We start from the raw sequence: 24,173 nt of genomic DNA, 5'->3' as shown, positions 1-24,173 counted from the left end.
ACAACCGGGACGATAGGCTTGCGAATCGTCGAATTCAGCGCCCGGTCACCTGACCTCCACAACCGTCACGGGAGTTTCCATGCTCGAGCTGTACACGCACCCGATGTCGCCCTGTGCCCAGAAGGTTCGTATCGTCCTGGCCGAAAAGAAACTGGCGTGGATCAAGCACCATGTCGATCTTTCGCGGAAGGAGAACCTGCGACCGGAATACCTGAAACTCAATCCATTGGGCGTCGTGCCCACCCTGGTCCACGACGGTCGCCCGGTGATTGAATCGAGCGTCATCTGCGAGTATCTGGACGACGCGTATCCCGTTATCCGCCTCAAACCCACCTCGGCATACGCGTTGGCGGACATGCGCCTGTGGATGAAGCATGTGGACAACAAGCTGCACCCGTCCTGCGGCGCCTTGCAGTGGCCGCTGGTGATGCGTCCGGCATTGATGGAGAAAAGCGAGGCGGAGCGTGAGGCACTGCTCGCGCGGATTCCCGAAAAGCCACGCCGCGAGCGACAGAGACGCCTGGTCAAGTTCGGACTCGAGGCTCCGGATGTCGTCGACGCCGTCCATGTCTACCGCCGGACGATCCTCGATATGGAAGCGGCGCTCGCCCAGCACCGCTGGATGGTTGGTGACGTCTTCAGCCTCGCCGACGTGTGCCTGGCGCCCTACTTCCAGACCGTCCTGCAGTTCGGCTGGACCTCGATGTACGAGGATTGCCCGCGCGTGGCCGATTGGTTTTCGCGCTGCCGCGAGCGCGAATCCTACGAAGATTCTGTGACACGCGATTTCCCACCCGAAATCCGGGTCGACCTGCTGGCCAAGGGGGAATCGGCCCGGCGGACGATCCGTACGCACCTGGCCTCGTTCGACGACTCGAGAGCGACTGCGTGAAGCCCTACGAGTTCGACCTGTTCGTCATCGGAGCCGGCTCCGGCGGCGTGCGGACGGCGCGCATGGCGAGTGAACGGGGGCTTCGCGTCGCCGTTGCCGAGGTGTCGCGCCTGGGCGGGACCTGCGTGAACGTCGGCTGCATCCCGAAGAAGCTCTTCGCCTATGCCGCCCAGTTCACCGAGGCGTTCCAGCAGGCACGCGGCTACGGGTGGCGCGTGCCCGAAGCCGCGTTCAATTGGTCGACCTTGCGCGACAACAAGGATGCCGAGATCGAACGCCTGAACGGCGTCTACCGCGCGCTGCTGGTCGATTCCGGTTGCCAGTTGATCGAGGGGCACGCGACGATCAAGGGGGCACACACGGTCGACGTGGGTGGACGCAGTTGGAGCACCGAACGCATGGTGATTGCCACCGGAGGCTGGCCGTTCGTGCCGAACGTGCCAGGGCGCGAGCACGCGATCACCTCCAATGACTTCTTTTCCCTCGAGCATTTCCCGAAGCGGGCGGTCATCGTCGGTGGAGGCTACATTGCCCTTGAACTCGCCAGTATCGCCGCCGGTCTCGGCACGCAGACTCGACTCGTGTATCGCGGCGCGTTGTTCCTGCGCGGCTTTGACGAGGACATACGCCGCGTCGCAGCCGAGGAGATGATGAGGCGGGGCGTCTTCCTGAACTTCGACTGCGAAATCAGCGCCATCGAAAAACAGGCGGACGGTAGCTTGCTCGTAACGTTCAGCGATGGCCGTCGCGAATCGACGGATTGCGTCCTCTATGCAACAGGGCGACGCCCCAATGTTGCTGGGCTCGGTCTGGAAAATACGCGCATCCGGCAGCAGACGCATGGCGCCATTGTCGTCAACGAACACCTGCAGACTGACGAGCCCTCGATCTATGCGATCGGTGACGTGGTCGGACGCACCCCATTGACGCCAGTTGCCCTGGCCGAAGGAATGCAACTGGTCCAACATCTCCTCGGCGACGAAGGTCCGCAGCTGGACTACGAAATGATCCCGAGCGCCGTCTTCAGCCAGCCGGCCATCGGGACCGTCGGGCTGACCGAAGCGCAGGCGCGGCTCCGTTATGACGACGTGGTGGTCTACAAGTCCAGCTTTCGCGCCCTCAAGCAGACGCTCGCCGGAGGTAACGCGCAGACTTTCGTGAAGCTTCTGGTGGACCATGCCAGCGACCGTGTCGTGGGCGTCCACATGGTGGGAGCCGACGCTGCCGAAATCATTCAGGGCATGGCCATCGCCTTGAGAGCCGGGGCGACCAAGCGAGTGTTCGATACCACCCTCGGCGTTCATCCTACCTCGGCGGAAGAGTTCGTCACCTTGCGCAAACCGAGCCATGAACCCTTCATCACGACAGGCCCCTAAGGCGATGAATCCTTCTGTACCGACCTCAGATCAGATCCTTGAAGAGTGTTCCGCACGCCTGTGGGCGGCCGAGGTCGCCTGTACGCCGACGGCACTGTTGAGCTCGTCCCACCCCGAACTCGACGTGAGCGACGCCTACGCGATCCAGGCCGCGACGTTGCGCCGCCGCGGCATGCCGGCCGTCGGCTTCAAGCTCGGCTACACCAGTGCGGCGATGCGCGCCCAGATGAACATCGACCAGCCGAACTTCGGTGTGCTGACCGAGGCGCACCGTCTCGGCGCCGACGGTCGCCCGATCGACCGCGGGCGCCTGATCCATCCGCGCGTCGAGCCGGAGATCGCCCTGAGGCTGGGGCGTGACCTCGCCGGCGCGGGGCACGACCGGGCGAGCGTCTCGCGGCACCTCGATGCGGTGATGCCGGCGCTGGAGGTGGTGGACACGCGCTACCCGGACTACCGCTTCACGCTCGTCGACAACATCGCCGACAACAGCTCCAGCGCCGGCTTCGTGACGGGCCCGGCCCTCCCCTGGCAGGACCGCTTCGACCTCGGCGCCGTCGAGGTCGAACTGCAGATCGATGGGCAGGCGGTGGACCGCGGCCGCGGCGCCGACGCGATGGGCGACCCGCTGCTCGCGCTGGCCTGGCTGGCCGGCTTCCTGGCCGAGCGCGGGCTGGTCGTGCCGGCCGGCGCGGTGGTGCTGACCGGCGGGCTCACGCGCGCCCAGCCGGCCGAGCGCGGGCAGTTCGTCGAGGCCGGCTTCGGCTGGCTGGGTCGCGTACAGGCGCGCTTCGGCTGACGCGCCGGCCGCGGCGAGGCCTCAGCGCTTCGCCGGCGGCAGATCGGTGCAGGAGCCGTGTGCCACTTCCGCGGCCATGCCGATGCTCTCGCCCAGCGTCGGGTGCGGATGGATGGTCTTGCCGATGTCCACCGCGTCGGCGCCCATCTCGATCGCCAGCGCGATCTCGCCGATCATGTCGCCCGCGTGCGTGCCGATGATGCCGCCGCCGACGATGCGGTGCGTGGCCTCGTCGAACAGCAGCTTGGTGAAGCCCTCGTCGCGGCCGTTGGCGATCGCGCGGCCCGAGGCCGTCCACGGGAACAGGCCCTTGGTGACCTTGACGCCGCGCGCCTTGGCCTCGTCCTCGGTCAGGCCGACCCAGGCGACCTCGGGGTCGGTGTAGGCCACGCTCGGGATCACGCGGGCGTCGAAGGCCGCCTTCTGGCCGGCCGCGACCTCGGCCGCCACGTGGGCCTCATGCACCGCCTTGTGCGCCAGCATCGGCTGGCCGACGATGTCGCCGATCGCGAAGATGTGCGGCACGTTCGTGCGCATCTGGATGTCGACCGGGATGAAGCCGCGCTCGCCGACCACCACGCCGGCCTTCTCGGCGCCGATCTTCTTGCCGTTGGGCGTGCGGCCCACCGCCTGCAGCACGAGGTCGTAGACGCCCTCGCTCTTGGTACCGTCGAGCCCTTCGAACATGACGCGCACGCCGTCCTTCGTCGCCTCCGCCCCGACCGTCTTGGTCTTCAGCATCAGCTTGTCGAAGCGCTTGGCATTCATCTTCTGCCAGACCTTGACGAGGTCGCGGTCGGCGCCCTGCATCAGGCCGTCGAGCATCTCGACGACGTCGAGCTTCGCGCCCAGCGTCGAGTAGACCGTGCCCATCTCCAGGCCGATGATGCCGCCGCCGATCACCAGCATCTTCTTCGGCTGCTGACGCAGCTCGAGCGCGCCGGTGGACGTGACGATGCGCGGATCGTCCTTCGGCAGGAAGGGCAGCTTCACCGCCTCGGAGCCGGCCGCGATGATCGCGTTCTTGAACCGGATCGTCTGCGCCTTGCCGTCGGCCGCGGTGACCTTCAGGTGATGCGGATCGGCGAATTCGCCGACGCCCTGTACCACCGTCACCTTGCGCATCTTGGCCATCGCAGCCAGGCCGCCGGTCAGCTTGCCGACCACCTTGTTCTTGTGCGCGAGCAGCTTGCCGAGATCGACCTGCGGCTTGCCGAAGGACACGCCGAGCGCATCGAAGTGCGAGACCTCGTCCATCACCGCCGCGACGTGCAGCAGCGCCTTCGACGGGATGCAGCCGACGTTCAGGCACACGCCGCCGAGCGTCGGGAAGCGCTCGACCAGCACCGTCTTCAGGCCGAGGTCGGCGGCGCGGAAGGCGGCCGAATAACCGCCCGGGCCCGCGCCCAGCACGAGCATGTCGCATTCGAGGTCGGCACCGCCGGCATGGCTGGCCGCCACCGGCGCGGGCGCCATCGGCGCCGCGGCGGGTGCCGCTGCAGGCGCGGTAGCCGGAGCCGCAGCCGCCGCGCCGTCGGCCTCGAGCGACAGGATCACCGAGCCTTCGTTGACGGTGTCGCCGACCTTGAGCTTGAGCGCCTTCACGACGCCGGCATGCGAGGACGGGATCTCCATCGAGGCCTTGTCGCTCTCGACGGTGATCAGGCTCTGGTCGGCCGCGACGCTGTCGCCCGGCTTCACCAGCAGTTCGATCACCGCCACGTCCTTGAAGTCGCCGATGTCCGGGACCTTGATATCGATGAGGGCCATGTTCAGCTCCTCACAGCAGCACGCGGCGGAAGTCCGCCAGCACGGCGCCGAGGTAGGCGTTGAAGCGTGCCGCCGCCGCGCCGTCGATCACGCGGTGGTCCCAGCTCAGGCTCAGCGGCAGGATCAGGCGCGGCTGGAAGGCCTTGCCGTCCCAGCGCGGCTCGGTGCTGCTCTTGCAGACGCCGAGGATGGAGACCTCGGGCGCATTGATGATCGGCGTGAAGTAGCGCCCGCCGATGCCGCCGAGCGAGCTGATGCTGAAGCAGCCGCCGCTCATATCGGCCGGCCCCAGCTTGCCGTCGCGCGCCTTCTTGGCCAGCTCGCTCATCTCCTGGCTGATCTGCAGCACGCCCTTCTTGTCGGCGTCCTTGATCACCGGCACGACCAGCCCGTTGGGCGTGTCGGCGGCGAAGCCGATGTGGAAGTACTGCTTCAGCACGATCTGCTCGCCGTCCAGGCTGGCGTTGAACTCCGGGAACTTCTTCAGCGCCGCCACGCAGGCCTTGATCAGGAAGGCCAGCATCGTGACCTTGATGCCGGACTTCTCGTTCTCCTTGTTGAGCTGGACGCGGAAGGCCTCGAGCTCGGTGATGTCGGCATCGTCGTGGTTGGTAACGTGCGGGATCACGACCCAGTTGCGGTGCAGGTTGGCGCCGCTGATCTTCTTGATGCGCGACAGGTCCTTGCGCTCCACCGCGCCGAATTTCGCGAAGTCGACCTTGGGCCACGGCAGCAGGTCGAGCCCGGCGCCGCCGCCCGCGGCGGGCGCCTTGGCGGCCTGCGCCGTGCGCGTCTCGCCGGACATCACGCCCTTGACGAAGCCCTGCACGTCCTCCAGCGTGATGCGGCCCTTCAGGCCGCTGCCCTTCACCTCGGCCAGCGGCACGCCCAGCTCACGGGCGAAGCGGCGCACCGACGGCGAGGCGTGCGGCAGATGCGCCTGCGGCGCGGTCGGCTCATGGGCCGGCAGCGCGGCCGTCGGCGCGGTGCGCTCGACTGGCTGGCTGGCCAGCGGCGAGGCCGCAGCGGCCGGGGCGGCGTCGGCTGCCTTGGCCGCGGCCGGCGCGGGCGCCGCGCCGGCACCCTGCAGCAGCACCACCGGCGTGCCCTTGGACACCTTGTCGCCCAGCTTCACCAGCAGCCGCTCCACGGTGCCGGCGTGCGAGGACGGGATCTCCATCGAGGCCTTGTCGCTCTCGACCGTGATCAGGCTCTGCTCGGCCTTCACCGCATCGCCGGGCTTGACCAGCAGCTCGATCACCTCGACGGCATCGAAGTCGCCGATGTCGGGCACCACCACCTCCACCGGACCGCTGGCCGCCGGAGCCGCCGTGGGCGCCGCAGGCGGCGCGGCCGCCACGGCCGGTGCCGGCGCCGGAGCGGGCGCCGGGGCCGCGGCATCGGCCGACTCGATCACCAGCACCACGGTGCCCTCGCTCACCTTGTCGCCCAGCTTGACCTTCAGCTCCTTCACCACGCCGGCGTGCGACGAGGGGATTTCCATCGAGGCCTTGTCGCTCTCCACCGTGACCAGGCTTTGCTCGGCCTTGATCGCGTCACCGGGCTTGACCAGCACCTCGATGACCTCGACCGCCTCGAAATCCCCGATGTCAGGGACCTTCACTTCCATCAGCGCCATGTTGTCTCCGTTCTAAGGCAGCTCGGCGGGAGGCCCCGCCGCCGCGTTCTTCGCTCACGCGTACAAGGGGTTGATCTTGTCAGCGTTGATGCCGTATTTCTTGATCGCCTCGGCCACCTTCGCAGCCGGCACCGTGCCCTCGTCGGCCAGGGCCTTGAGCGCGGCGACCACGACGTAGTGGCGGTTCACCTCGAAGTGCTCGCGCAGCTTGGTACGGAAGTCGCTGCGGCCGAAACCGTCGGTCCCCAGCACCTTGTAGCTGCGGCCCTTCGGGATGAAGGCACGGATCTGCTCCGCATAGGCCTTCATGTAGTCAGTCGACGCCACCACCGGGCCGGCGTGCGGCTCGAGTTGCTGCGTCACGAAGGGCACGCGCGGCTTCTTGTCGGCCGGGTGCAGCAGGTTCCAGCGGTCGGCATCCTGGCCGTCGCGCGCCAGTTCGTTGAAGCTCGGGCAGCTCCACACATTGGCGGCCACGCCCCAGTCCTTCTCGAGCAACTCCTTCGCGGCGATCGACTCGCGCAGGATGGTGCCGCTGCCCAGCAGGTTGACCTGCGGCGCATCCTTCTTCTTGGCCGCGCCCTCGAGCAGCAGGTACATGCCCTTGACGATCTGCGCCTCGGTGCCCGGCTTCAGGCCCGGCTGCGCGTAGTTCTCGTTGAGCAGCGTGAGATAGAAGTAGACGTTGTCCTGCTGCTCGACCATGCGCTTCAGGCCATGGTGGATGATCACCGCCACCTCGTGGGCGAAGGTGGGGTCGTAGCTGATGCAGTTGGGGATCGTGCTCGCGAGGATGTGGCTGTGGCCGTCCTCGTGCTGCAGGCCCTCGCCGTTGAGCGTGGTGCGGCCCGACGTGCCGCCGAGCAGGAAGCCGCGCGCCTGCATGTCGCCCGCCGCCCAGCACAGGTCGCCCACGCGCTGCAGCCCGAACATCGAGTAGTAGATGTAGAAAGGGATCATGATGCGGTTGTTCGTCGAGTACGACGTCGCCGCAGCGATCCACGAACTCATGCCGCCCGCCTCGTTGATGCCTTCCTGCAGGATCTGGCCGGCCTTGTCTTCCTTGTAGTACATGACCTGGTCCTTGTCGACCGGCGTGTACTGCTGCCCCGCAGGGTTGTAGATGCCGATCTGGCGGAACAGGCCCTCCATGCCGAAGGTGCGCGCCTCGTCCACGAGGATCGGCACGGTGCGCGGGCCCAGGGCCTTGTCGCGCAGCAGCGCGTTCAGGCAGCGCACATAGGCCTGCGTGGTGCTGATCTCGCGGCCTTCGGCGGTCGGCTCCATCACCGCCTGGAACACCGACAGATCGGGCACCGGCAACTGCTCGTCGGCCTTAGGACGGCGCTTGGGCAGGTAGCCGCCGAGGGCCTTGCGGCGCTCATGCAGGTACTGCATCTCCGGCGTGTCGTCGGCCGGCTTGTAGAACGGGATGTCGTGCAGCTTGTCGTCGGGGATGGGGATGTTGAAGCGGTCGCGGAAAGCCTTCACGTCCTCGTCGACCAGCTTCTTGGTCTGGTGGGCGGTGTTCTTGCCCTCGCCGATCTTGCCCATGCCATAGCCCTTGACCGTCTTGATCAGCAGCACGGTGGGCTGGCCCTTGTGGTTCACGGCCTCGTGGTAGGCGGCATGCACCTTGTGCGGGTCGTGACCGCCGCGGTTCAGGCGCCAGATGTCGTCGTCGCTCAGCTTGGACACCATCTCCAGCAGCTTGGGGTGCTGGCCGAAGAAGTGCTTGCGCACGAAAGCGCCGTCGTTGGCCTTCATCGCCTGGTAGTCGCCGTCGACCGTCTCCATCATCACCTTGCGCAGCAGGCCCTCCTTGTCGCGCGCCAGCAGCGGGTCCCAGTAGCTGCCCCAGATCAGCTTGATGACATTCCAGCCCGAGCCGCGGAACTCGCCCTCGAGCTCCTGGATGATCTTGCCGTTGCCGCGCACCGGGCCGTCCAGGCGCTGCAGGTTGCAGTTGATGACGAAGATCAGGTTGTCGAGCTTCTCGCGCGCCGCCAGGCCGATGGCGCCCAGCGACTCGGGCTCGTCCATCTCGCCATCTCCGCAGAACACCCAGACCTTGCGCTTCGATGTGTCGGCAATGCCGCGCGCATGCAGGTATTTCAGGAAGCGCGCCTGGTAGATCGCCATCAGTGGGCCCAGGCCCATCGAGACAGTGGGGAACTGCCAGAACTCCGGCATCAGCTTCGGGTGCGGGTAGCTGGAGAGGCCCTTGCCGTCGACCTCCTGGCGGAAGTTGAGCAGTTGCTCCTCGGTGATGCGGCCTTCCATGAAGGCGCGGGCATAGATGCCAGGCGAAGAATGGCCCTGGATGTAGAGCAGGTCGCCGCCATGCTGGCCGCCCTGGTCGGTGTCGTCGGCGTGCCAGAAGTGGTTGAAGCCGGCGCCGAACATCGTGGCCAGCGAGGCGAAGCTGGAGATGTGGCCGCCGAGGTCACCGCCGTCGGCCGGGTCGAGCCGGTTGGCCTTGACCACCATCGCCATCGCGTTCCAGCGCATGTAGGCGCGCAGCCGCTCCTCGATGTCGATCTGCCCCGGACTGTGCAGTTCCTGCCCGGCCGGGATGGTGTTGACGTAGGGCGTGGTGGCCGAGAACGGCATGTCGATGCCGGCCTGGCGCGCCTCGTCGATGAGGCGCTCGAGGAGGAAGTGCGCGCGCTGCGGCCCCTCGCTGTCGATCACGGCGGCCAGCGCCTCCAGCCACTCGCGCGTTTCCTGCGCGTCGCTGTCGTTGGCGGCCGAACGGCCAAAGGATTCCGGCAATGCAGACATGTCTTGTCTCCTTGGATCGGGTGCTGTGGCGCGCCCTGGGCTGATGCTCGATTTCAGTATTGCATAGTCGTCTTATTTTTTCAAATGGTGCCAGTTGATTTCTTATTGTGGAATTTACTTAGCCATTCGCCAACCAACATCTACCGGATGGGAGCTTCCTGCGACGCCGAATTCACTCTGGCACCGATAATCCGTCGATGACGCCCCATCCACCCGACTCGTCCCTCGATCCGCCGCCCAAGGCGCATCCGCGGCGACTGTTCTGGGCCTGGTGGAAACGGCAGTCACCGGCCCACCAGGATCGCTTCGCCACGTTCGCGCCCCTGTTGTCGGTACTGCTGTTCCTCGCGGCGATCATCACGGCCTTCTGGTACCTGCGCAACGAGGAATTCGAGCGGGAGCAGGAGTCGGTCAAGCGCGACACCGAGATCGCCCAGCAGCAGATCCGCCTGCGGCTGATCGAGAACCAGGAACAGCTGGTGCGCATGGCCCGCGAGGTCGCCACCCGCGCCATCGACCTCGATGAATTCCTGGGCCAGGCGGTGAGCTTCGCGCGCGAGCGCCCCGAGGTCGTGAGCCTGAGCTGGATCGATGCCGACCAGAGCGTCAAGGCGCGCCACCTGTCCCCCAACCATCCGGCGGACCTGATGCGCTGGACGGAGCCTTCCGCGGCGGCGGCCTCCGCAGCCGAGCCGCAGCCGCCGGCCGGTACCGCTGCTGCGGCCACCCTTCGCGGCGAGCCGGCCTGGGCCTTCGCCGCGGCGCGCGACCTGCGTCAGCCGGTCTATTCGCGCCCCTACGAAGGCACCGGCTCGCTCTCGGTGTTCCAGGTGCATGTGCCGCTGCTCGACCGCAGCGCCTTCTCCGGCACGCTGGTGGCGGAGTATTCGGTCGAGTCGCTGCTGCGCTATTTCGTGCCTGCCGAGGTCACGCGGCGCCACGCCATCAGCCTGCTCGACAGCAACGACCGCGTGCTGGCCAGCAGCGTCTCGCGAGAGCCGGCCAACAGCGTGCGCAGCAGCAGCGGCATCGTGCAGGACGTGGCGCTCGCGCCGTCGGGCAACGGCCTGGTCGTGCGCGGCCAGGGCTGGCGCACCTCGATCGGCCTGATCGGCAACACGCTGTTCTGGATGGTGGTCGCGCTGTCCGCGCTGACGGTGTGGATGCTGCTGGGCACCTGGCGCCACATGCGCCGGCGTTCGCAGATGCAGAGCACGCTGATCACCGAGACGAACTTCCGGCGCGCGATGGAGAACTCCATGCTGACCGGCATGCGCGCGATGGATCTCGAGGGGCGCATCAGCTATGTCAACCCGGCGTTCTGCGCGATGACCGGTTTCGCCGAGGACGAGCTGATCGGCCGCCTGCCGCCCTTCCCGCACTGGCCGCCCGACCGCATGGAAGAGAACACGCGGCTGCTGCAGCAGGAGCTGCAGGGCCGCAGCCCGGCCGGCGGCATCGAAGTGAAGATCATGCGCAAGGACGGCACGCTGTTCGACTCGCGGATGTACGTGTCGCCGCTGATCGATGCCAAGGGTCACCAGACCGGCTGGATGACCTCGATGACCAACATCACCGAGGCCAAGCGCATCCGCGACCAGTTGTCGGCTTCGCACGAGCGTTTCACCACGGTGCTCGAAGGCCTGGAGGCCGCGGTGTCGGTGCTGTCGGTGGCGCAGGGCGAACTGCTGTTCGCCAACCGTTCCTACCGGCTGTGGTTCGGTGCCGATTCCCAGGGCCATGCGCGCCTGGCCGGCGCAGACGAGCTGCAGGCCGGCCGGCGCGACGCCGATGAATCGGTCGACAGCTTCGGCGGCCTGCCTGCACAGGAGCTCACCGAAGCCAGCGGCGACGTGCACGAGGTGTTCGTCGAGTCGCTGCAGAAGTGGTTCGACGTGCGCGCGCGCTACGTGCAGTGGACCGACGGCCGGCTGGCGCAGATGCTGATCGCGACCGACATCACCGCCCGGCGCCGCGCCGAGGAGCAGGCCTCGCACCAGGCGGAGAAGGCCCAGGTCACCAGCCGCCTCGTGACGATGGGAGAGATGGCCTCCAGCGTCGCCCACGAGCTGAACCAGCCGCTCACCGCGATCACCAACTACTGCAACGGCATGGTCTCGCGGGTCAAGTCCGACGCCATCGAGAAGGACGACCTGATCGCCGCGCTGGAGAAGACCGCGCGCCAGGCTCACCGGGCCGGACAGATCATCCACCGCATCCGTGCCTTCGTGAAGCGCAGCGAGCCACAGCGCCAGACCGCCAAGGCGCGCGACATCGTGGAGGATGCGGTCGAACTCGCCGGCATCGAGCTGAAGCGCCGCAACGTGCACATCCGCACCTATGTGGCGCAGCGCCTGCCCGACCTGCAGGTGGACCCGATCCTGATCGAGCAGGTGCTGCTGAACCTGCTGAAGAACTCGGCCGAGGCGATCGACAACGCGAAGCTGCCGTCCTCGCGTCGCCACATTGAACTGCGCGTGGTGCCCAAGCACACGCCGGAGGAAGGCGGCGTGATCGAGTTCAGCGTGCGCGACAACGGCCCGGGCGTGAAGGAAGAGATGATGGCTCGGCTCTACGAGGCGTTCTTCTCCACCAAGCCCGACGGGCTGGGCATCGGCCTGTCGTTGTGCCGATCCATCGTCGAGTCTCACCGCGGCCGTATCCGTGCGGAGAACCTCTACAATGGAAGCGTGATCAGCGGTTGCAGCTTTGCCTTCACCCTGCCAGTGGAGCTCCCGGTCCCGGCGACCGAGCCTCCCGGCGTCACCTTGACCGAAACCTCGTAAAGAGCGCGCATGAGCCTCATCCCCAAGAAAGGCACGGTCTATGTCGTCGACGACGACGAAGCCGTGCGCGACTCTCTTCAGTGGCTGCTCGAGGGCAAGGACTACCGGGTCAAGTGCTTCGACTCGGCCGAGTCCTTCCTGTCGCGCTTCGACTCCCGCGAGGTCGCCTGCCTGATCGCCGACATCCGCATGGACGGCATGAGCGGGCTGGAACTGCAGGATCGTCTGGTCGAGCGCAAGAGCCCGCTGCCCGTGGTCTTCATCACCGGCCACGGCGACGTGCCGATGGCGGTCACCACGATGAAGAAGGGCGCGATGGATTTCATCGAGAAGCCCTTCAAGGAAGAGGAACTGCTGAGCCTGGTCGAGCGCATGCTCGACAGCGCCCGTGCCGCCTTCAGCCAGCACCAGGAAGCCGCCAGCCGCGATGCGCTGCTGTCGCGGTTGACCACCCGCGAGGCCCAGGTGCTTGAGCGCATCGTTGCCGGCCGGCTGAACAAGCAGATCGCCGACGACCTGGGCATCAGCATCAAGACGGTGGAGGCCCACCGCGCCAACATCATGGAGAAGCTCAACGCCAACACCGTGGCCGATCTGCTGAAGATCGCGCTCGGCGCTCAGGCCAAGGCCTGACGCACCCCCTCGTCGCCAGGGCCGCCTTCGTGCGGCCCTTGTCGTTTCTACTTCCGGCGCCGCTGACGCGGTGCCCACCGCTGAAGGAGCCTCCGCATGAGCGCCCGTGCCATCGACGGCAATGCCCTGTCCCGCCACCTCCGCCACGAAGTCGCGCAGCGCGCCGCCACGCTGCGCGAGCACGGCATCACGCCGGGACTCGCCGTCATCCTGGTGGGCGAGAACCCGGCCTCTCAGGTCTACGTGCGCAACAAGGTCAAGGCCTGCCACGACAGCGGCCTGCACTCGGTGCTGGAGCACTACCCGGCAGCGATGACCGAGGCTGAACTGCTGGCCCGCGTGCAGGCGCTCAACGCCGATCCGGCGATCCACGGCATCCTGGTGCAGTTGCCGCTGCCGCCGCACATCGACGCGCACCGCGTCATCGAGACCATCGCGCCACACAAGGACGTGGACGGCTTCCACGTCGCCAGCGCCGGCGCGCTGATGGTCGGCCAGCCCGGTTTCAAGCCCTGCACGCCCTACGGCTGCATGAAGATGCTCGAGTCGATCGGCTACGACCCCAAGGGCAAGCACGCCGTGGTGATCGGCCGCAGCAACATCGTCGGCAAGCCGATGGCGATGCTGCTGCTGCAGGCCAACGCCACCGTCACGGTCTGCCACAGCGCGACCCCTGACCTCGCACTGCACACCCGCCAGGCCGACATCGTGGTCGCCGCGGTCGGCAAGCGCAAGGTGCTGACCGCCGACATGGTGAAGCCCGGCGCCGTGGTGATCGACGTGGGCATGAACCGCGACGACCATGGCAAGCTGTGCGGCGATGTCGACTACGCCGGGGTCGCCAAGGTCGCCGGATGGATCACGCCGGTGCCTGGCGGCGTGGGGCCGATGACGATCACGATGCTGCTGATGAACACCCTGGAATCGGCCGAGCGGCTGGTGGGCTGAGCCCACGGGCTCGCTATCCTGCCGATGAACAGGATTGAAACCGCACCACCCGACACCAGCTGACACTGACATCGAGCCCCGAACCGACACGCCGACCCATGAGCAATCCTCTACTCGATACCGCCGCCCTGCCGCGCTTCGGCGAGATCCGCCCCGAGCATGTGGCGCCGGCGGTCGAGGCCCTGCTGGCCGAAGCGAACGCGGCGCTGGAACGCGCCACCGGCGCGGACGTGCCGGCCGACTACGACGCCCTCTCCGCGGTGCTCGACGTCGCGACCGAGCGGCTCGGGCGCGCCTGGGGTGCAGTCAGCCACCTCAACGCCGTCGCCGACACCCCCGAGCTGCGCGCCGCCTACACCGAGGCCCTGCCCCGCGTGACCGAGTTCTACACGAACCTGGGCGCCGACGAGCGGCTCTACGCGAAGTACAAGGCCGTGGCCGGCAGCCCTGCGGCGGCCGCACTCAACGCGGCACGGCGCAAGGCGCTGTCGAACGCGATGCGCGATTTCGTGCTGTCCGGCGCGGAGCTGCAAGGTGCCGCCAAGGAGCGCTTCGCGGCCATCCAGGCCCGCCAGGCCGAGCTCGGCCAGGCCTTCTCCGAGCACGTGCTCGACGCGACCGACGGCTGGAGCTTCATCGCGAACGAGTCCGAGCTTGCCGGCGTGCCCGAGGACGTCAAGGCCGCCACGCGTGCTGCCGCCCAGGCCGACGGCCAGGACGGCCACAAGCTCGGCCTGCACATGCCGGTCTATCTGCCGGTGCTGCAGTACGCGCAGGACCGCTCGCTGCGCGAACGCGTCTACCGCGCCCATGTCACGCGCGCCTCGGAGGCCGGTCCGGCCGAGCGCGACAACAGCGCCGTGATGGGCGAGATCCTCACGCTGCGGCAGGAAGAGGCCGCGCTGCTGGGCTATCGCAATTTCGCCGAGGTCTCGCTGGTCGCCAAGATGGCCGACTCGCCGGCGCAGGTGCAGGGCTTCCTGCGCGACCTGGCCCGGCGCGCACGGCCCCACGCCGAGCGCGACCTGGCCGAGCTGCGCGAGTTCGCCCGCACCGAGCTCGGCCTGGCCGATCTGCATGCCTGGGACATGGCCTACGCGGCCGAGCGCCTGAAGGAAGCCCGCTACGCCTTCAGCGACACCGAGGTGAAGCAGTACTTCACCGAACCCAAGGTGCTGGCCGGCCTGTTCCGCATCATCGAGACGCTGTTCGAGGTGGCGATCCGCCCGGACACGGCGCCGGTCTGGAACGAGCACGTGCGCTTCTTCCGCATCGAGCGCGGCACCCAGCTGGTCGGCCAGTTCTACCTCGACCCCTACGCACGCCCCGGCAAGCGCCCGGGCGCCTGGATGGACGACGTGCGGGGTCGCTGGGCCCGCCCCGAGGGCAGGGTGCAGACGCCGGTGGCCCATCTGGTGTGCAACTTCGCCGCGCCCGTCGGCGACCGGCCCGCGCTGCTGTCGCACGATGACGTGACCACGCTGTTCCACGAGTTCGGCCACGGCCTGCACCACATGCTCACACAGGTCGACGAGATCGGCGTGGCCGGCATCTCCGGCGTCGAGTGGGACGCGGTCGAACTGCCCAGCCAGTTCATGGAGAACTTCTGCTGGGAATGGGAGGTGGTGAAGCACATGACGGCGCACGTCGACAGCGGCGAGCCGCTGCCGCGGGCGCTGTTCGACAAGATGCTCGCCGCAAAGAACTTCCAGAGTGGCTTGCAGACGCTGCGCCAAGTGGAGTTCTCGCTGTTCGACATGCTGATCCACGACGGCGCGTCGGCCGCGCCCTACGGCGCCGACGCCATTCAGCGGGTGCTCGACGGCGTGCGCCGCGAGATCGCGGTCACCGTGCCGCCGGCCTTCAACCGCTTCCAGCACAGCTTCTCGCACATCTTCGCCGGCGGTTACGCGGCCGGCTACTACAGCTACAAGTGGGCCGAGGTCCTGAGCGCCGACGCCTACGCCGCCTTCGAGGAGGAAGGGGTGTTCAACCCCGCCGTCGGCCGCCGTTACCGCGAGGCCATCCTCGAAGCCGGTGGCAGCCGTCCAGCGATGGAGAGCTTCAAGGCCTTCCGCGGCCGCGAGCCGCGCATCGACGCCCTGCTGCGCCACCAGGGCATGGCGGACTAAGATCGAAGCCCCGCCGAACCCGAGAACCTTGTCATGAGCCGTTCCGCTGCCGTCCTGCTGTTCAGCCTCGTCGCACTGGGCTCCGGTCCGGCCCTGGCGCAGTACAAGATCGTCGAGCCCGACGGGCGCATCACCTACACCGACCGCCCCGCGCCCTCGGCCGCGGCCAAGGTACAACCGATCCGCGGCGGGGCAGCGGTCTCCGGCACCACCAGCGGTCTGCCGTACGAGCTGGCACAGATCGCCGAACGCTACCCGGTGACGCTGTACAGCGGCAGCGACTGCTCGGGCTGCGTGGCCGGCCGCGACATGCTGCGCCAGCGCGGCATCCCCTACACCGAGAAGACCATCACCGGCGAAGCCGACATCGCTGCCTTCCGGCAGATCGAATCGAGCGCCGAACTGCCGGTACTGCGCATCGGCGGCCAGCAGTTGCGCGGCTATTCGGAGGCCGAATGGCGCGGCTACCTCGACGCCGCCGGCTACCCCAAGCAGTCGCGCCTGCCGCCCACCTACCGCGGCTGGGAGCCGACCCCGCTGGTGGGTCAGACCACGGCACCGAAAGCCGCGCCCGCACCGCGCGCTGCACCGGAAGCTCCGGCCGCGCTGCCGCCGGCGCTGGAAGCGGCGCCCAACGGCATCCGGTTCTGAGGCGTCGCGCGGGCGCCCGCGCGACACCGTTTCAGCGCAGCGTCAGAACCTCAGCGTCTTCACGCCTTCGGGCGTGCCCAGCAGGCAGACGCTGGCCTTGTGCCGCGCGAACACGCCCACGGTCACCACGCCGGGCCACTGGTTGACCTCGGTCTCGAAGGCCAGCGGGTCGCTGATGCGCAGGCCCTGCACATCGAGGATCAGCTGGCCGTTGTCGGTGATCACACCCTCGCGCACGGTCGCGGTCGCGCCGAGCTTCGCGAAGCGCCGCTGGATCTGGCTCACCGCCATCGGCAGCACCTCGACCGGCAGCGGAAAGCGCCCCAGCACGTCCACCCGCTTGGAGGCATCCGCGATGCAGACGAAGCGCTCGGCCAGATCGGCCACGATCTTCTCTCGCGTGAGCGCCGCGCCACCGCCCTTGATCATGCAGCCCTGGGGGTCGATCTCGTCAGCGCCGTCGATGTAGACCGGCAGCGATTCGACCGCGGCGGCCTCGAACACACGGATGCCATGCTCGCGCAGCCGCTCGGTGCTCTTGACCGAGCTCGACACGGCCCCGGCGATACGCTCCTTGATACCCGCCAGCGCGTCGATGAAGCAGTTGACGGTCGAGCCGGTGCCGACGCCGACGATGCTGCCCTCGGGCACGTACTCGAGTGCAGCGCGGCCGACGAGGGTCTTCAGTTCATCCTGGTTCATGGTGGGTGGCCGGGGCGGAACCGGCAGGAAGGTCGTGGAAAGTCAGTGCGAACGCAGCGATCGCGGCCGCGATTATCCAAGCCTTGAAGCAAGATGCGTGTCATGCGCCCGCCACGGCGACGGCGGCCACCGCGGTATGCTCGCCCCGCAGCAGGGCCGACCCGCCCTGACCTGCCCTGACAGGCCTCCGGCTGCAGCCCGACTCGCGAGTCCTCGCCGAGCGGCCGGTCCCGAAGGCGAGGCTTCCGGCCCGCCGACTCCCGACGCATGACCGAGACCCTTTCCCCTCGTTCCTCCCGACCGCCCGCGTCCCGCGGATTGCCCGAACGGTTGATCGCCGCGGCCCTGTGCCTCCTGCTGGGTGCCTGCGCCGCGCCGCCGGCCACCACCCCACCGGCCGGCGCGCTGGCCACGGCCTGGTCGGCGCCACTGCCGCACGGCGGCCAGCGCGCGGCCTTGCGCGACTGGTGGGCAGGCTTCGACGATCCGCAGGTGGCAGCGCTGATCGACGCGGCCCAGCGTGCCAACCCGACGCTGGCGCAGGCCGCGGCGCGTGTCGCCGAGTCGCGCGCGCTGGCGCAGGCAGCCGGCTCGTCCCGCTGGCCCACGCTCGACGCGAATGTGAGCACCGTGCGCAGCCGCAGCGTGCTGCCGCCCGCGGGAGCCATCCAGACGACGAGCGGTGCCACGCTCGACACGCTGTGGGAGATCGACCTGTTCGGCGCCGTGCGCCAGGGCGTCGCGGCGGCCGAGGCTCGGGCCGACGCGAGCCGCGCGCAATGGCACGACGCCCGCGTCAGCCTGGCGGCCGAGGTGGCCGCCACCTACGTCGGCCTGCGCAGTTGCGAGGCCGTGCTGGCGATCTACGAGGAGGACGCGGCATCGCTGCAGCAGACCGCCGACCTCGTGGGACAGAAGGTCCGCGCCGGCTTCGACGCGCCGGCAAACGGCGCGCTCGCACGGGCCAGTGCGGCGGAGGCGGTCAACCGCGTGGCAGCCCAGCAGACCGAGTGCGAGCTCGCCGTCAGGCAGCTGGTGCAGTTGACCGCGACGACCGAACCAGCGCTGCGCGAACAGTTGCTGCCGCAGCGCGCCCGGCTGCCGCAGCCGTCCAGCTTCGAGGTCGCCGCGGTACCCGCGGCCGTGCTGTCGCAGCGTCCCGATCTCGCTGCGGCCGAACGCAACATCGTCGCGGCGGCGGCCGAGGTCGGTGCGGCCCAGGCGGATCGCTATCCGCGCCTGAGCCTGTCGGGCTCGATCGGCCGCGCATCCATCCGCAGCAGCGGCCAGACGTTCGACGGCACGACCTGGTCCTTCGGTCCCGGCCTGCTGATGCCTCTGTTCGATGGCGGCCGGCGACGCGCCAACGTCGATGCCGCGCAGGCGCGATACGACGGCGCGGTGGCCGCCTACCGCGAGCGCGCTCTGGCCGCCGTGCGTGAGGTGGAGGAAGCCCTGCTGCGGCTGGACGCGGCTGGCCGCCGCGAAGCCGACGCCGAGCGGGCGGCTCAGGGCTATGGCGAGTTCCTGGCCGCCGCGCAGACCCAGTGGCAGGTCGGCGTGGGCAGTCTGCTCGACCTGGAACAGGCGCGGCGTGCCGCGCTGGCGGCCGACGCCGGGCTGATCCAGGTGCGGCGGGAGCGTGTGAGTGCCTGGGTCCAGCTCTACAAGACGGTCGGTGGCGCCTGGCAGGCCGACGACGACACGACGACGAGGTAAGGGGCATGCAGGAGAACAAGAGATCGCGCAAGCGGATCGCCATAGCCCTTGCCGTGGCCGGCGTGGTTGCCGCCGCGGTGTGGCTGGCCATCGGACGCGGCGCGCCCGATGGCGTGTCAGCTGCCGCCCCCACCGCGCCGGCAGCGGCCTCGGCCGCCAAGCCGGCCCTCACCGTGACCACCACCCGCGCCGAGACGCTCGACTGGCCGCGTACGCTGGAAGCCCACGGCAGCGTGGCGGCCTGGCAGGAAGCGTCGATCGGCGCCGAGATCGGCGGCTTCCGCCTCACCGAGGTGCGGGTCAACGTGGGCGATCGTGTCCGGCGCGGCCAGGTGCTGGCACTGATGTCGCCCGACACGGTGCAGGCCGACCTGGCACAGACCCGCGCCGCCCTCGCCGAGGCCGAGGCCACGCTGGCCGAGGCGCAGGCGAACGCCGAGCGCGCTCGCCAGCTGCAGACCACCGGCGCCATCAGCAGCCAGCAGATCAACCAGTACCTGACCTCGGAGCAGACGGCACGCGCCCGCCTCGAGGCGCAGCGGGCCCGGCTGGAGGCCGAGGCACTGCGACTGCGCCAGACCCGCGTGCTCGCGCCCGACGATGGCGTGATCTCGGCACGTACCGCCGCCGTCGGTGCGGTGGCCCAGCCGGGCGCCGAGATGTTCCGGCTGATCCGCGGCGGCCGGCTCGAATGGCGCGCCGAAGTCACCGCGTCCGAGTTGCCCCGCCTCCGCGCCGGCATGCCGGTGCGGCTGCTGCACGGCGACGGCAGCAGCACGCCCGGCCGCGTGCGCATGGTCGCGCCGACCATCGACCCGCAGACGCGCAACGGTCTGGTCTACGTCGACCTGCCGGCCAACGGCGACGATCGCACGCAGGTGCGCGCCGGCCTGTTCGCGCGCGGCGAGTTCGAACTGGGCCGCTCGCCCGCGCTGACCCTGCCGCAATCGGCGGTGGTGCTGCGCGATGGCTTCAGCTACGCGCTGCGCGTGGGGCCGGACGCGCGGCTCGCGCAGGTCAAGCTGGCCACCGGGCGGCGCCTGGGCGAACGCATCGAAGTACTCGACGGCCTGAAGGCCGGCGATCTGGTGGTGGCCTCGGGCGCCGGCTTCCTCGGCGACGGCGACCTCGTTCGCGTGGTGCCGGCCGGCCCGCGCGCCGACGCCGCGTCCGCCCCCTGAGACCGACCCGCGAGCCGCCGATGGACATCAACGTCTCCGCCTGGTCGATCCGCAATCCGATTCCGGCCATCCTGCTGTTCGCGCTGTTGACGGTGCTGGGGCTGATGTCGTTCCGGGCGATGAAGATCCAGAACTTCCCGGACATCGACCTGCCGATGGTCACCGTGACGGCCGCGCTGCCGGGGGCCTCGCCGTCCCAGCTGGAGACCGAGGTGGCGCGCAAGATCGAGAACTCGGTCGCCTCGGTGCAGGGCGTCAAGCACCTGTACACCAAGGTGCAGGACGGCGTGGCCACGATCACCGTGGAGTTCCGCCTCGAGAAGCCCATCCAGGAGGCGGTGGACGACGTGCGCGACGCCGTCTCGCGGGTGCGCTCCGACCTGCCCGTCGACCTGCGCGACCCGGTCATCGCCAAGGTCGACCTGGCGGGCATGCCGATCCTCACCTACACGGTCGCCTCGGGTCGCATGGACGACGAGGCGCTGTCCTGGTTCGTCGACAACACGGTGGCCAAGACGCTGCTCAATGTGCAAGGCGTGGGCGCGGTGGCGCGGGTCGGCGGCGTCACGCGCGAGATCACGGTCGAGCTCGATCCCGGCCGCCTGCTGGCGCTGAACGCCAGCGCGGCCGACATCTCGCGCCAGCTGCGCCAGGTGCAGCAGGAAGCGGCGGGCGGCCGCACCGACGTCGGCGGGGCCGAACAGTCGGTGCGCACGCTGGGCACGGTGCAGTCGGCCGAGGAACTGGGGCGTGTGCAGATCGTGCTGGGCGACGGCCGCCGCATCCGCCTCGACGAGGTGGCGAGCGTGCGCGACACGGTGGCCGAGCGGCGTTCGGCCGCCCTGCTCGACGGCCGGCCGGTGGTCGGCTTCGAGATCACGCGCAGCCGCGGCGCCGGCGAGGTGGACGTCGATGCCGGCGTGAAGCGGGCGCTCGAGCGGCTGCTGGCCGCCCACCCCGAGATCACCGTCAGCGAGGCCTTCAACTTCGTCGACCCGGTGGTCGACAACTACGAAGGCTCGATGAAGCTGCTGCTCGAGGGCGCGCTGCTGGCCGTCGTGGTGGTGTGGTTCTTCCTGCGCGACTGGCGCAGCACGCTGGTCTCGGCGACGGCGCTGCCGCTGTCCATCCTGCCGGCCTTCGTCGGCATGCACCTGCTGGGCTTCACGATCAACGGCGTGACGCTGCTGGCGCTGTCGCTGGTGGTCGGCATCCTGGTCGACGACGCGATCGTCGAGATCGAGAACATCATGCGCCACCTGCGCATGGGCAAGACGCCCTACCAGGCCGCCATGGAGGCGGCCGACGAGATCGGCCTCGCGGTCATCGCCACGACCTTCACGCTGGTCGCCGTGTTCCTGCCCACCGCCTTCATGAGCGGCGTGGCCGGCAAGTTCTTCGTGCAGTTCGGCTGGACCGCGGCCATCGCGGTGTTCGCCTCGCTGGTGGTGGCGCGCATGCTGACGCCGATGATGGCCGCCTACCTGCTGCGCGCCGACGGCCAGGCCCACCACGACGGCCGCCTGATGCGGGGCTACCTGGCCGCGGCCGCCTGGTGCCTGCGGCACCGCGTGCTCACCTCGCTGGCGGCCGTGCTGTTCTTCTTCGGCTCGCTGGCGCTGGCGCCGCTGCTGCCGACCGGTTTCATCCCGCCCGACGACCTGTCGCAGACGCAGGTCTACCTGGAGCTGCCGCCCGGCTCGACCTTCGAGGAGACGCGCGCCGCGGCCGAACAGGCACGCGAGATCGTGCAGCGCCATCCGCACGTGAAGCGGGTCTACACCGCGATCGGCGGTGGCAGCGCCGGCGGCGACCCGTTCGCCGGTGCCGGCGTTGCGGAAGCGCGCAAGGCCACCCTCACCATCAACCTCACGCCGCGCGGCGAGCGCGGCGGCCTGAAGAAGCAGGCGGTCGAGCGCGAGTTGCGCGACTCGCTCGAGGCACTGCCCGGCGTGCGGCTGAAGATCGGGCTGGGCGGCTCGAGCGAGAAATACGTGCTGGTGCTGGCCGGCGAGGACGGCCCGACGCTGGCCGCGCACGCGAGCCGCGTCGAGCGCGAACTGCGCACCCTGCCCGGCATCGGCAACGTGACCTCCACCTCCAGCCTGGTGCGGCCGGAGCTCATCGTGCGGCCCGACTTCGCCCGCGCCGCCGACTTGGGCGTGACCTCGGCCGCGATCGCCGACACGCTGCGCATCGCGACCGCGGGCGACTACGACCAGGCGCTGGCCAAGCTCAACCTGTCGCAGCGCCAGGTGCCGATGCTGGTGCGGCTGAAGGCCGACGCGCGCCAGGACCTCGCGCTGCTGGCGCGGCTGCCGGTGCCCGGCGCGCACGGCCCGGTGATGCTGGGCAACGTGGCCACGCTCACGCTCGAGAGCGGTCCGGCGCAGATCGACCGCTACGACCGGCTGCGCAACATCAACTTCGAGATCGAGCTGAACCAGCAGCCGCTCGGCGCGGTGGAGAAGGCCGCACTGGCCCTGCCCAGCCTGAAGACCCTGCCGCCCGGCGTGAGCCAGACGACCGTGGGCGATGCCGAGGCGATGGCCGAACTGTTCGAGAGCTTCGGCCTCGCGATGCTGACCGGCGTGATGTGCATCTACATCGTGCTGGTGCTGCTGTTCAAGGACTTCGTGCAGCCGGTCACCATCCTCGCGGCGCTGGTGCTGTCGGTGCCGGGCGCCTTCCTGGCGCTGTTTATCACGCACACCGCGCTGTCGATGCCGTCGATGATCGGCCTGATCATGTTGATGGGCATCGCGACCAAGAACTCCATCCTGCTGGTGGAGTACGCCATCGTCGCGCGGCGCGACCGCGGTCTGTCGCGCTGGGACGCGCTGATCGACGCCTGCAGCAAGCGCGCCCGCCCGATCGTCATGACGACGGTCGCGATGGGCGCCGGCATGATGCCGATCGCGATCGGCCTGGGCGTGGACCCGAGTTTCCGCGCACCGATGGCCATCGTGGTGATCGGCGGCCTGATCACCTCGACCTTCCTGAGCCTGCTGGTGATCCCGGTGGTGTTCACCTACGTCGACGACCTCGTGGCCTGGCTCAAGCGCCATACCTTCAAGGGTGCGCACCGGGTGAACGCCGGCCTCTAGCAAAATGCGCCGATGTCCCTCATTCCCTACGCGCTGACGCGCCCCTTCCTGTTCGGCCTGGACGCCGAGCACGCCCACGAACTGACGCTGGCCTCGATCGCGCGGCTGCAGAACACGCCGCTGCAGTGCCTGTGGCAGCAGCCGCGCATCGACGATCCCGTCACGCTGGCGGGCCTGCGCTTTCCCAACCGCGTCGGCCTGGCGGCCGGCCTCGACAAGAACGGCCGCTGCATCGACGGCTTCGGTGCCATGGGCTTCGGCTTCATCGAGGTGGGCACCGTCACGCCCAAGGGCCAGCCCGGCAATCCGAAGCCGCGCATCTTCCGCCTGCCGCAGGCCGAGGCGCTGATCAACCGCCTGGGCTTCAACAACGACGGCCTCGACGCCTTTCTCGCCAACGTGCGGCGCGCCGGCTTCCGTCAGGGCGGTGGCCTGCTCGGCCTGAACATCGGCAAGAACGCCGCCACGCCGATCGAGGACGCGGTCGACGACTACCTGCTCGGTCTGGAGGGTGTGTATCCGCACGCCGACTACGTGACGGTCAACATCTCCAGCCCGAACACGCAGAACCTGCGCAGCCTGCAGAGCGACGCAGCCCTCGATGCGCTGCTCGGCCGCCTGCAGGAACGCCGCCAGCAGCTCATCGCGCGGCACGGCCGCAGCGTGCCGATGTTCGTGAAGATCGCGCCCGACCTCGACGAGGCCCAGGTCGGCGTGATCGCCGCCACCCTGCAGAAGAACGCCGTCGACGGCGTGATCGCCACCAACACCACGTTGTCGCGCGATGCCGTGCAGGGCCAGGCCCACGCCACGGAGGTGGGCGGCCTGAGCGGCCGGCCGGTGTTCGAGGCCAGCAATCGCGTGGTCGGCCAGCTGCGTGCCGCACTCGGTGCCAGCTATCCGATCATCGGCGTGGGCGGCGTGATGAGCGGTGCCGATGCGCGCGCCAAGCGCGACGCGGGGGCCGACGTGGTGCAGATCTACACCGGCCTCATCTACCGCGGCCCGGCCCTGGTGAGCGAGGCGGCGCGCGCGCTGCGGGGCTGAGCCGCGG

Annotated in this window: 16 protein-coding genes; 12 read left to right on the top strand and 4 right to left on the bottom strand. The window is 69.1% G+C overall.

Annotated features, from left to right (window positions below; translation table 11 throughout):
* Positions 1-79: 79 nt before the first annotated feature.
* The 3 genes from C1M51_RS17200 to C1M51_RS17190 all read left to right on the top strand — a co-directional run bounded on the left by C1M51_RS17200 (position 80) and on the right by C1M51_RS17190 (position 3,067).
* On the top strand, positions 80-892 hold the full coding sequence (locus C1M51_RS17200; protein WP_129451708.1) for a glutathione S-transferase family protein: 813 nt from the start codon (positions 80-82) through the stop codon (positions 890-892).
* A complete protein-coding gene (gene gorA / locus C1M51_RS17195) occupies positions 889-2,268 on the top strand; it encodes a glutathione-disulfide reductase (RefSeq protein WP_129451706.1) in 1,380 nt (459 codons plus the stop codon). The genes C1M51_RS17200 and gorA overlap by 4 nt, the downstream gene beginning before the upstream one ends.
* Before the next feature lie 97 nt (positions 2,269-2,365).
* Positions 2,366-3,067: a 2-keto-4-pentenoate hydratase gene (locus C1M51_RS17190; RefSeq protein WP_165349715.1), complete on the top strand. Its 702-nt coding sequence runs from the start codon at positions 2,366-2,368 to the stop codon at positions 3,065-3,067.
* Between the two features lie 21 nt (positions 3,068-3,088).
* On the opposite strand, the gene lpdA is transcribed toward C1M51_RS17190, so the two are convergent.
* Genes lpdA through aceE form a run of 3 tightly spaced genes read right to left on the bottom strand, consistent with a single transcriptional unit; the run spans position 3,089 to position 9,260 of the window.
* A complete protein-coding gene (gene lpdA, locus C1M51_RS17185; RefSeq protein WP_129451702.1) occupies positions 3,089-4,837 on the bottom strand; it encodes a dihydrolipoyl dehydrogenase in 1,749 nt (582 codons plus the stop codon).
* Between the two features lie 10 nt (positions 4,838-4,847).
* Positions 4,848-6,476 (bottom strand): dihydrolipoyllysine-residue acetyltransferase, encoded by a 1,629-nt coding sequence (aceF, locus tag C1M51_RS17180; protein WP_129451700.1) that lies wholly within the window; start codon positions 6,474-6,476, stop codon positions 4,848-4,850.
* 54 nt (positions 6,477-6,530) lie between these two features.
* Positions 6,531-9,260, bottom strand: coding sequence for a pyruvate dehydrogenase (acetyl-transferring), homodimeric type (aceE, locus tag C1M51_RS17175; RefSeq protein ID WP_129451698.1), 2,730 nt, complete (start codon positions 9,258-9,260; stop codon positions 6,531-6,533).
* Positions 9,261-9,457: 197 nt separating this feature from the next.
* Between aceE and C1M51_RS17170 the strand changes: the two genes are divergently transcribed.
* The 5 genes from C1M51_RS17170 to C1M51_RS17150 all read left to right on the top strand — a co-directional run bounded on the left by C1M51_RS17170 (position 9,458) and on the right by C1M51_RS17150 (position 16,410).
* Positions 9,458-12,046 carry a PAS domain-containing sensor histidine kinase gene (locus tag C1M51_RS17170; protein ID WP_129451696.1) on the top strand — a complete coding sequence of 863 codons (2,589 nt, stop codon included), beginning with the start codon at positions 9,458-9,460 and terminating at the stop codon, positions 12,044-12,046.
* A 9-nt stretch (positions 12,047-12,055) separates the two neighbouring features.
* Positions 12,056-12,679 carry a response regulator transcription factor gene (locus C1M51_RS17165; RefSeq protein ID WP_011829723.1) on the top strand — a complete coding sequence of 208 codons (624 nt, stop codon included), beginning with the start codon at positions 12,056-12,058 and terminating at the stop codon, positions 12,677-12,679.
* Between the two features lie 96 nt (positions 12,680-12,775).
* Positions 12,776-13,627 (top strand): bifunctional methylenetetrahydrofolate dehydrogenase/methenyltetrahydrofolate cyclohydrolase FolD, encoded by an 852-nt coding sequence (folD, locus tag C1M51_RS17160; RefSeq protein WP_011829724.1) that lies wholly within the window; start codon positions 12,776-12,778, stop codon positions 13,625-13,627.
* A 98-nt stretch (positions 13,628-13,725) separates the two neighbouring features.
* Complete coding sequence (locus C1M51_RS17155) at positions 13,726-15,759, top strand: M3 family metallopeptidase (RefSeq protein ID WP_129451694.1); 2,034 nt, start codon at positions 13,726-13,728, stop codon at positions 15,757-15,759.
* Positions 15,760-15,792: 33 nt separating this feature from the next.
* Positions 15,793-16,410, top strand: coding sequence for a glutaredoxin family protein (locus C1M51_RS17150; RefSeq protein ID WP_129451692.1), 618 nt, complete (start codon positions 15,793-15,795; stop codon positions 16,408-16,410).
* A gap of 42 nt (positions 16,411-16,452) precedes the next feature.
* Here C1M51_RS17150 and rpiA read toward each other — a convergent pair whose 3' ends face one another.
* The gene (gene rpiA / locus C1M51_RS17145) at positions 16,453-17,112 is read right to left on the bottom strand and encodes a ribose-5-phosphate isomerase RpiA (RefSeq protein ID WP_129451690.1); all 660 of its coding nucleotides are present in this window, start codon (positions 17,110-17,112) and stop codon (positions 16,453-16,455) included.
* 267 nt (positions 17,113-17,379) lie between these two features.
* Here rpiA and C1M51_RS17140 point away from each other — a divergent pair, with 267 nt between their 5' ends.
* From C1M51_RS17140 to C1M51_RS17125, 4 genes are read left to right on the top strand one after another with little or no spacing between them, the layout of a single operon-like run.
* Positions 17,380-18,831 (top strand): efflux transporter outer membrane subunit, encoded by a 1,452-nt coding sequence (locus C1M51_RS17140; protein ID WP_129451688.1) that lies wholly within the window; start codon positions 17,380-17,382, stop codon positions 18,829-18,831.
* Between the two features lie 5 nt (positions 18,832-18,836).
* Positions 18,837-20,012 (top strand): efflux RND transporter periplasmic adaptor subunit, encoded by a 1,176-nt coding sequence (locus tag C1M51_RS17135; protein ID WP_129451686.1) that lies wholly within the window; start codon positions 18,837-18,839, stop codon positions 20,010-20,012.
* Positions 20,013-20,032: 20 nt separating this feature from the next.
* The gene (locus C1M51_RS17130; protein WP_129451684.1) at positions 20,033-23,119 is read left to right on the top strand and encodes an efflux RND transporter permease subunit; all 3,087 of its coding nucleotides are present in this window, start codon (positions 20,033-20,035) and stop codon (positions 23,117-23,119) included.
* A gap of 12 nt (positions 23,120-23,131) precedes the next feature.
* A complete protein-coding gene (locus tag C1M51_RS17125) occupies positions 23,132-24,166 on the top strand; it encodes a quinone-dependent dihydroorotate dehydrogenase (RefSeq protein WP_129451682.1) in 1,035 nt (344 codons plus the stop codon).
* Positions 24,167-24,173: the final 7 nt, after the last annotated feature.

The organism is Methylibium sp. Pch-M (assembly GCF_004136295.1).
Lineage (GTDB): Bacteria > Pseudomonadota > Gammaproteobacteria > Burkholderiales > Burkholderiaceae_C > Methylibium > Methylibium petroleiphilum.
This window is presented reverse-complemented; position numbering and strand designations above follow the sequence as displayed.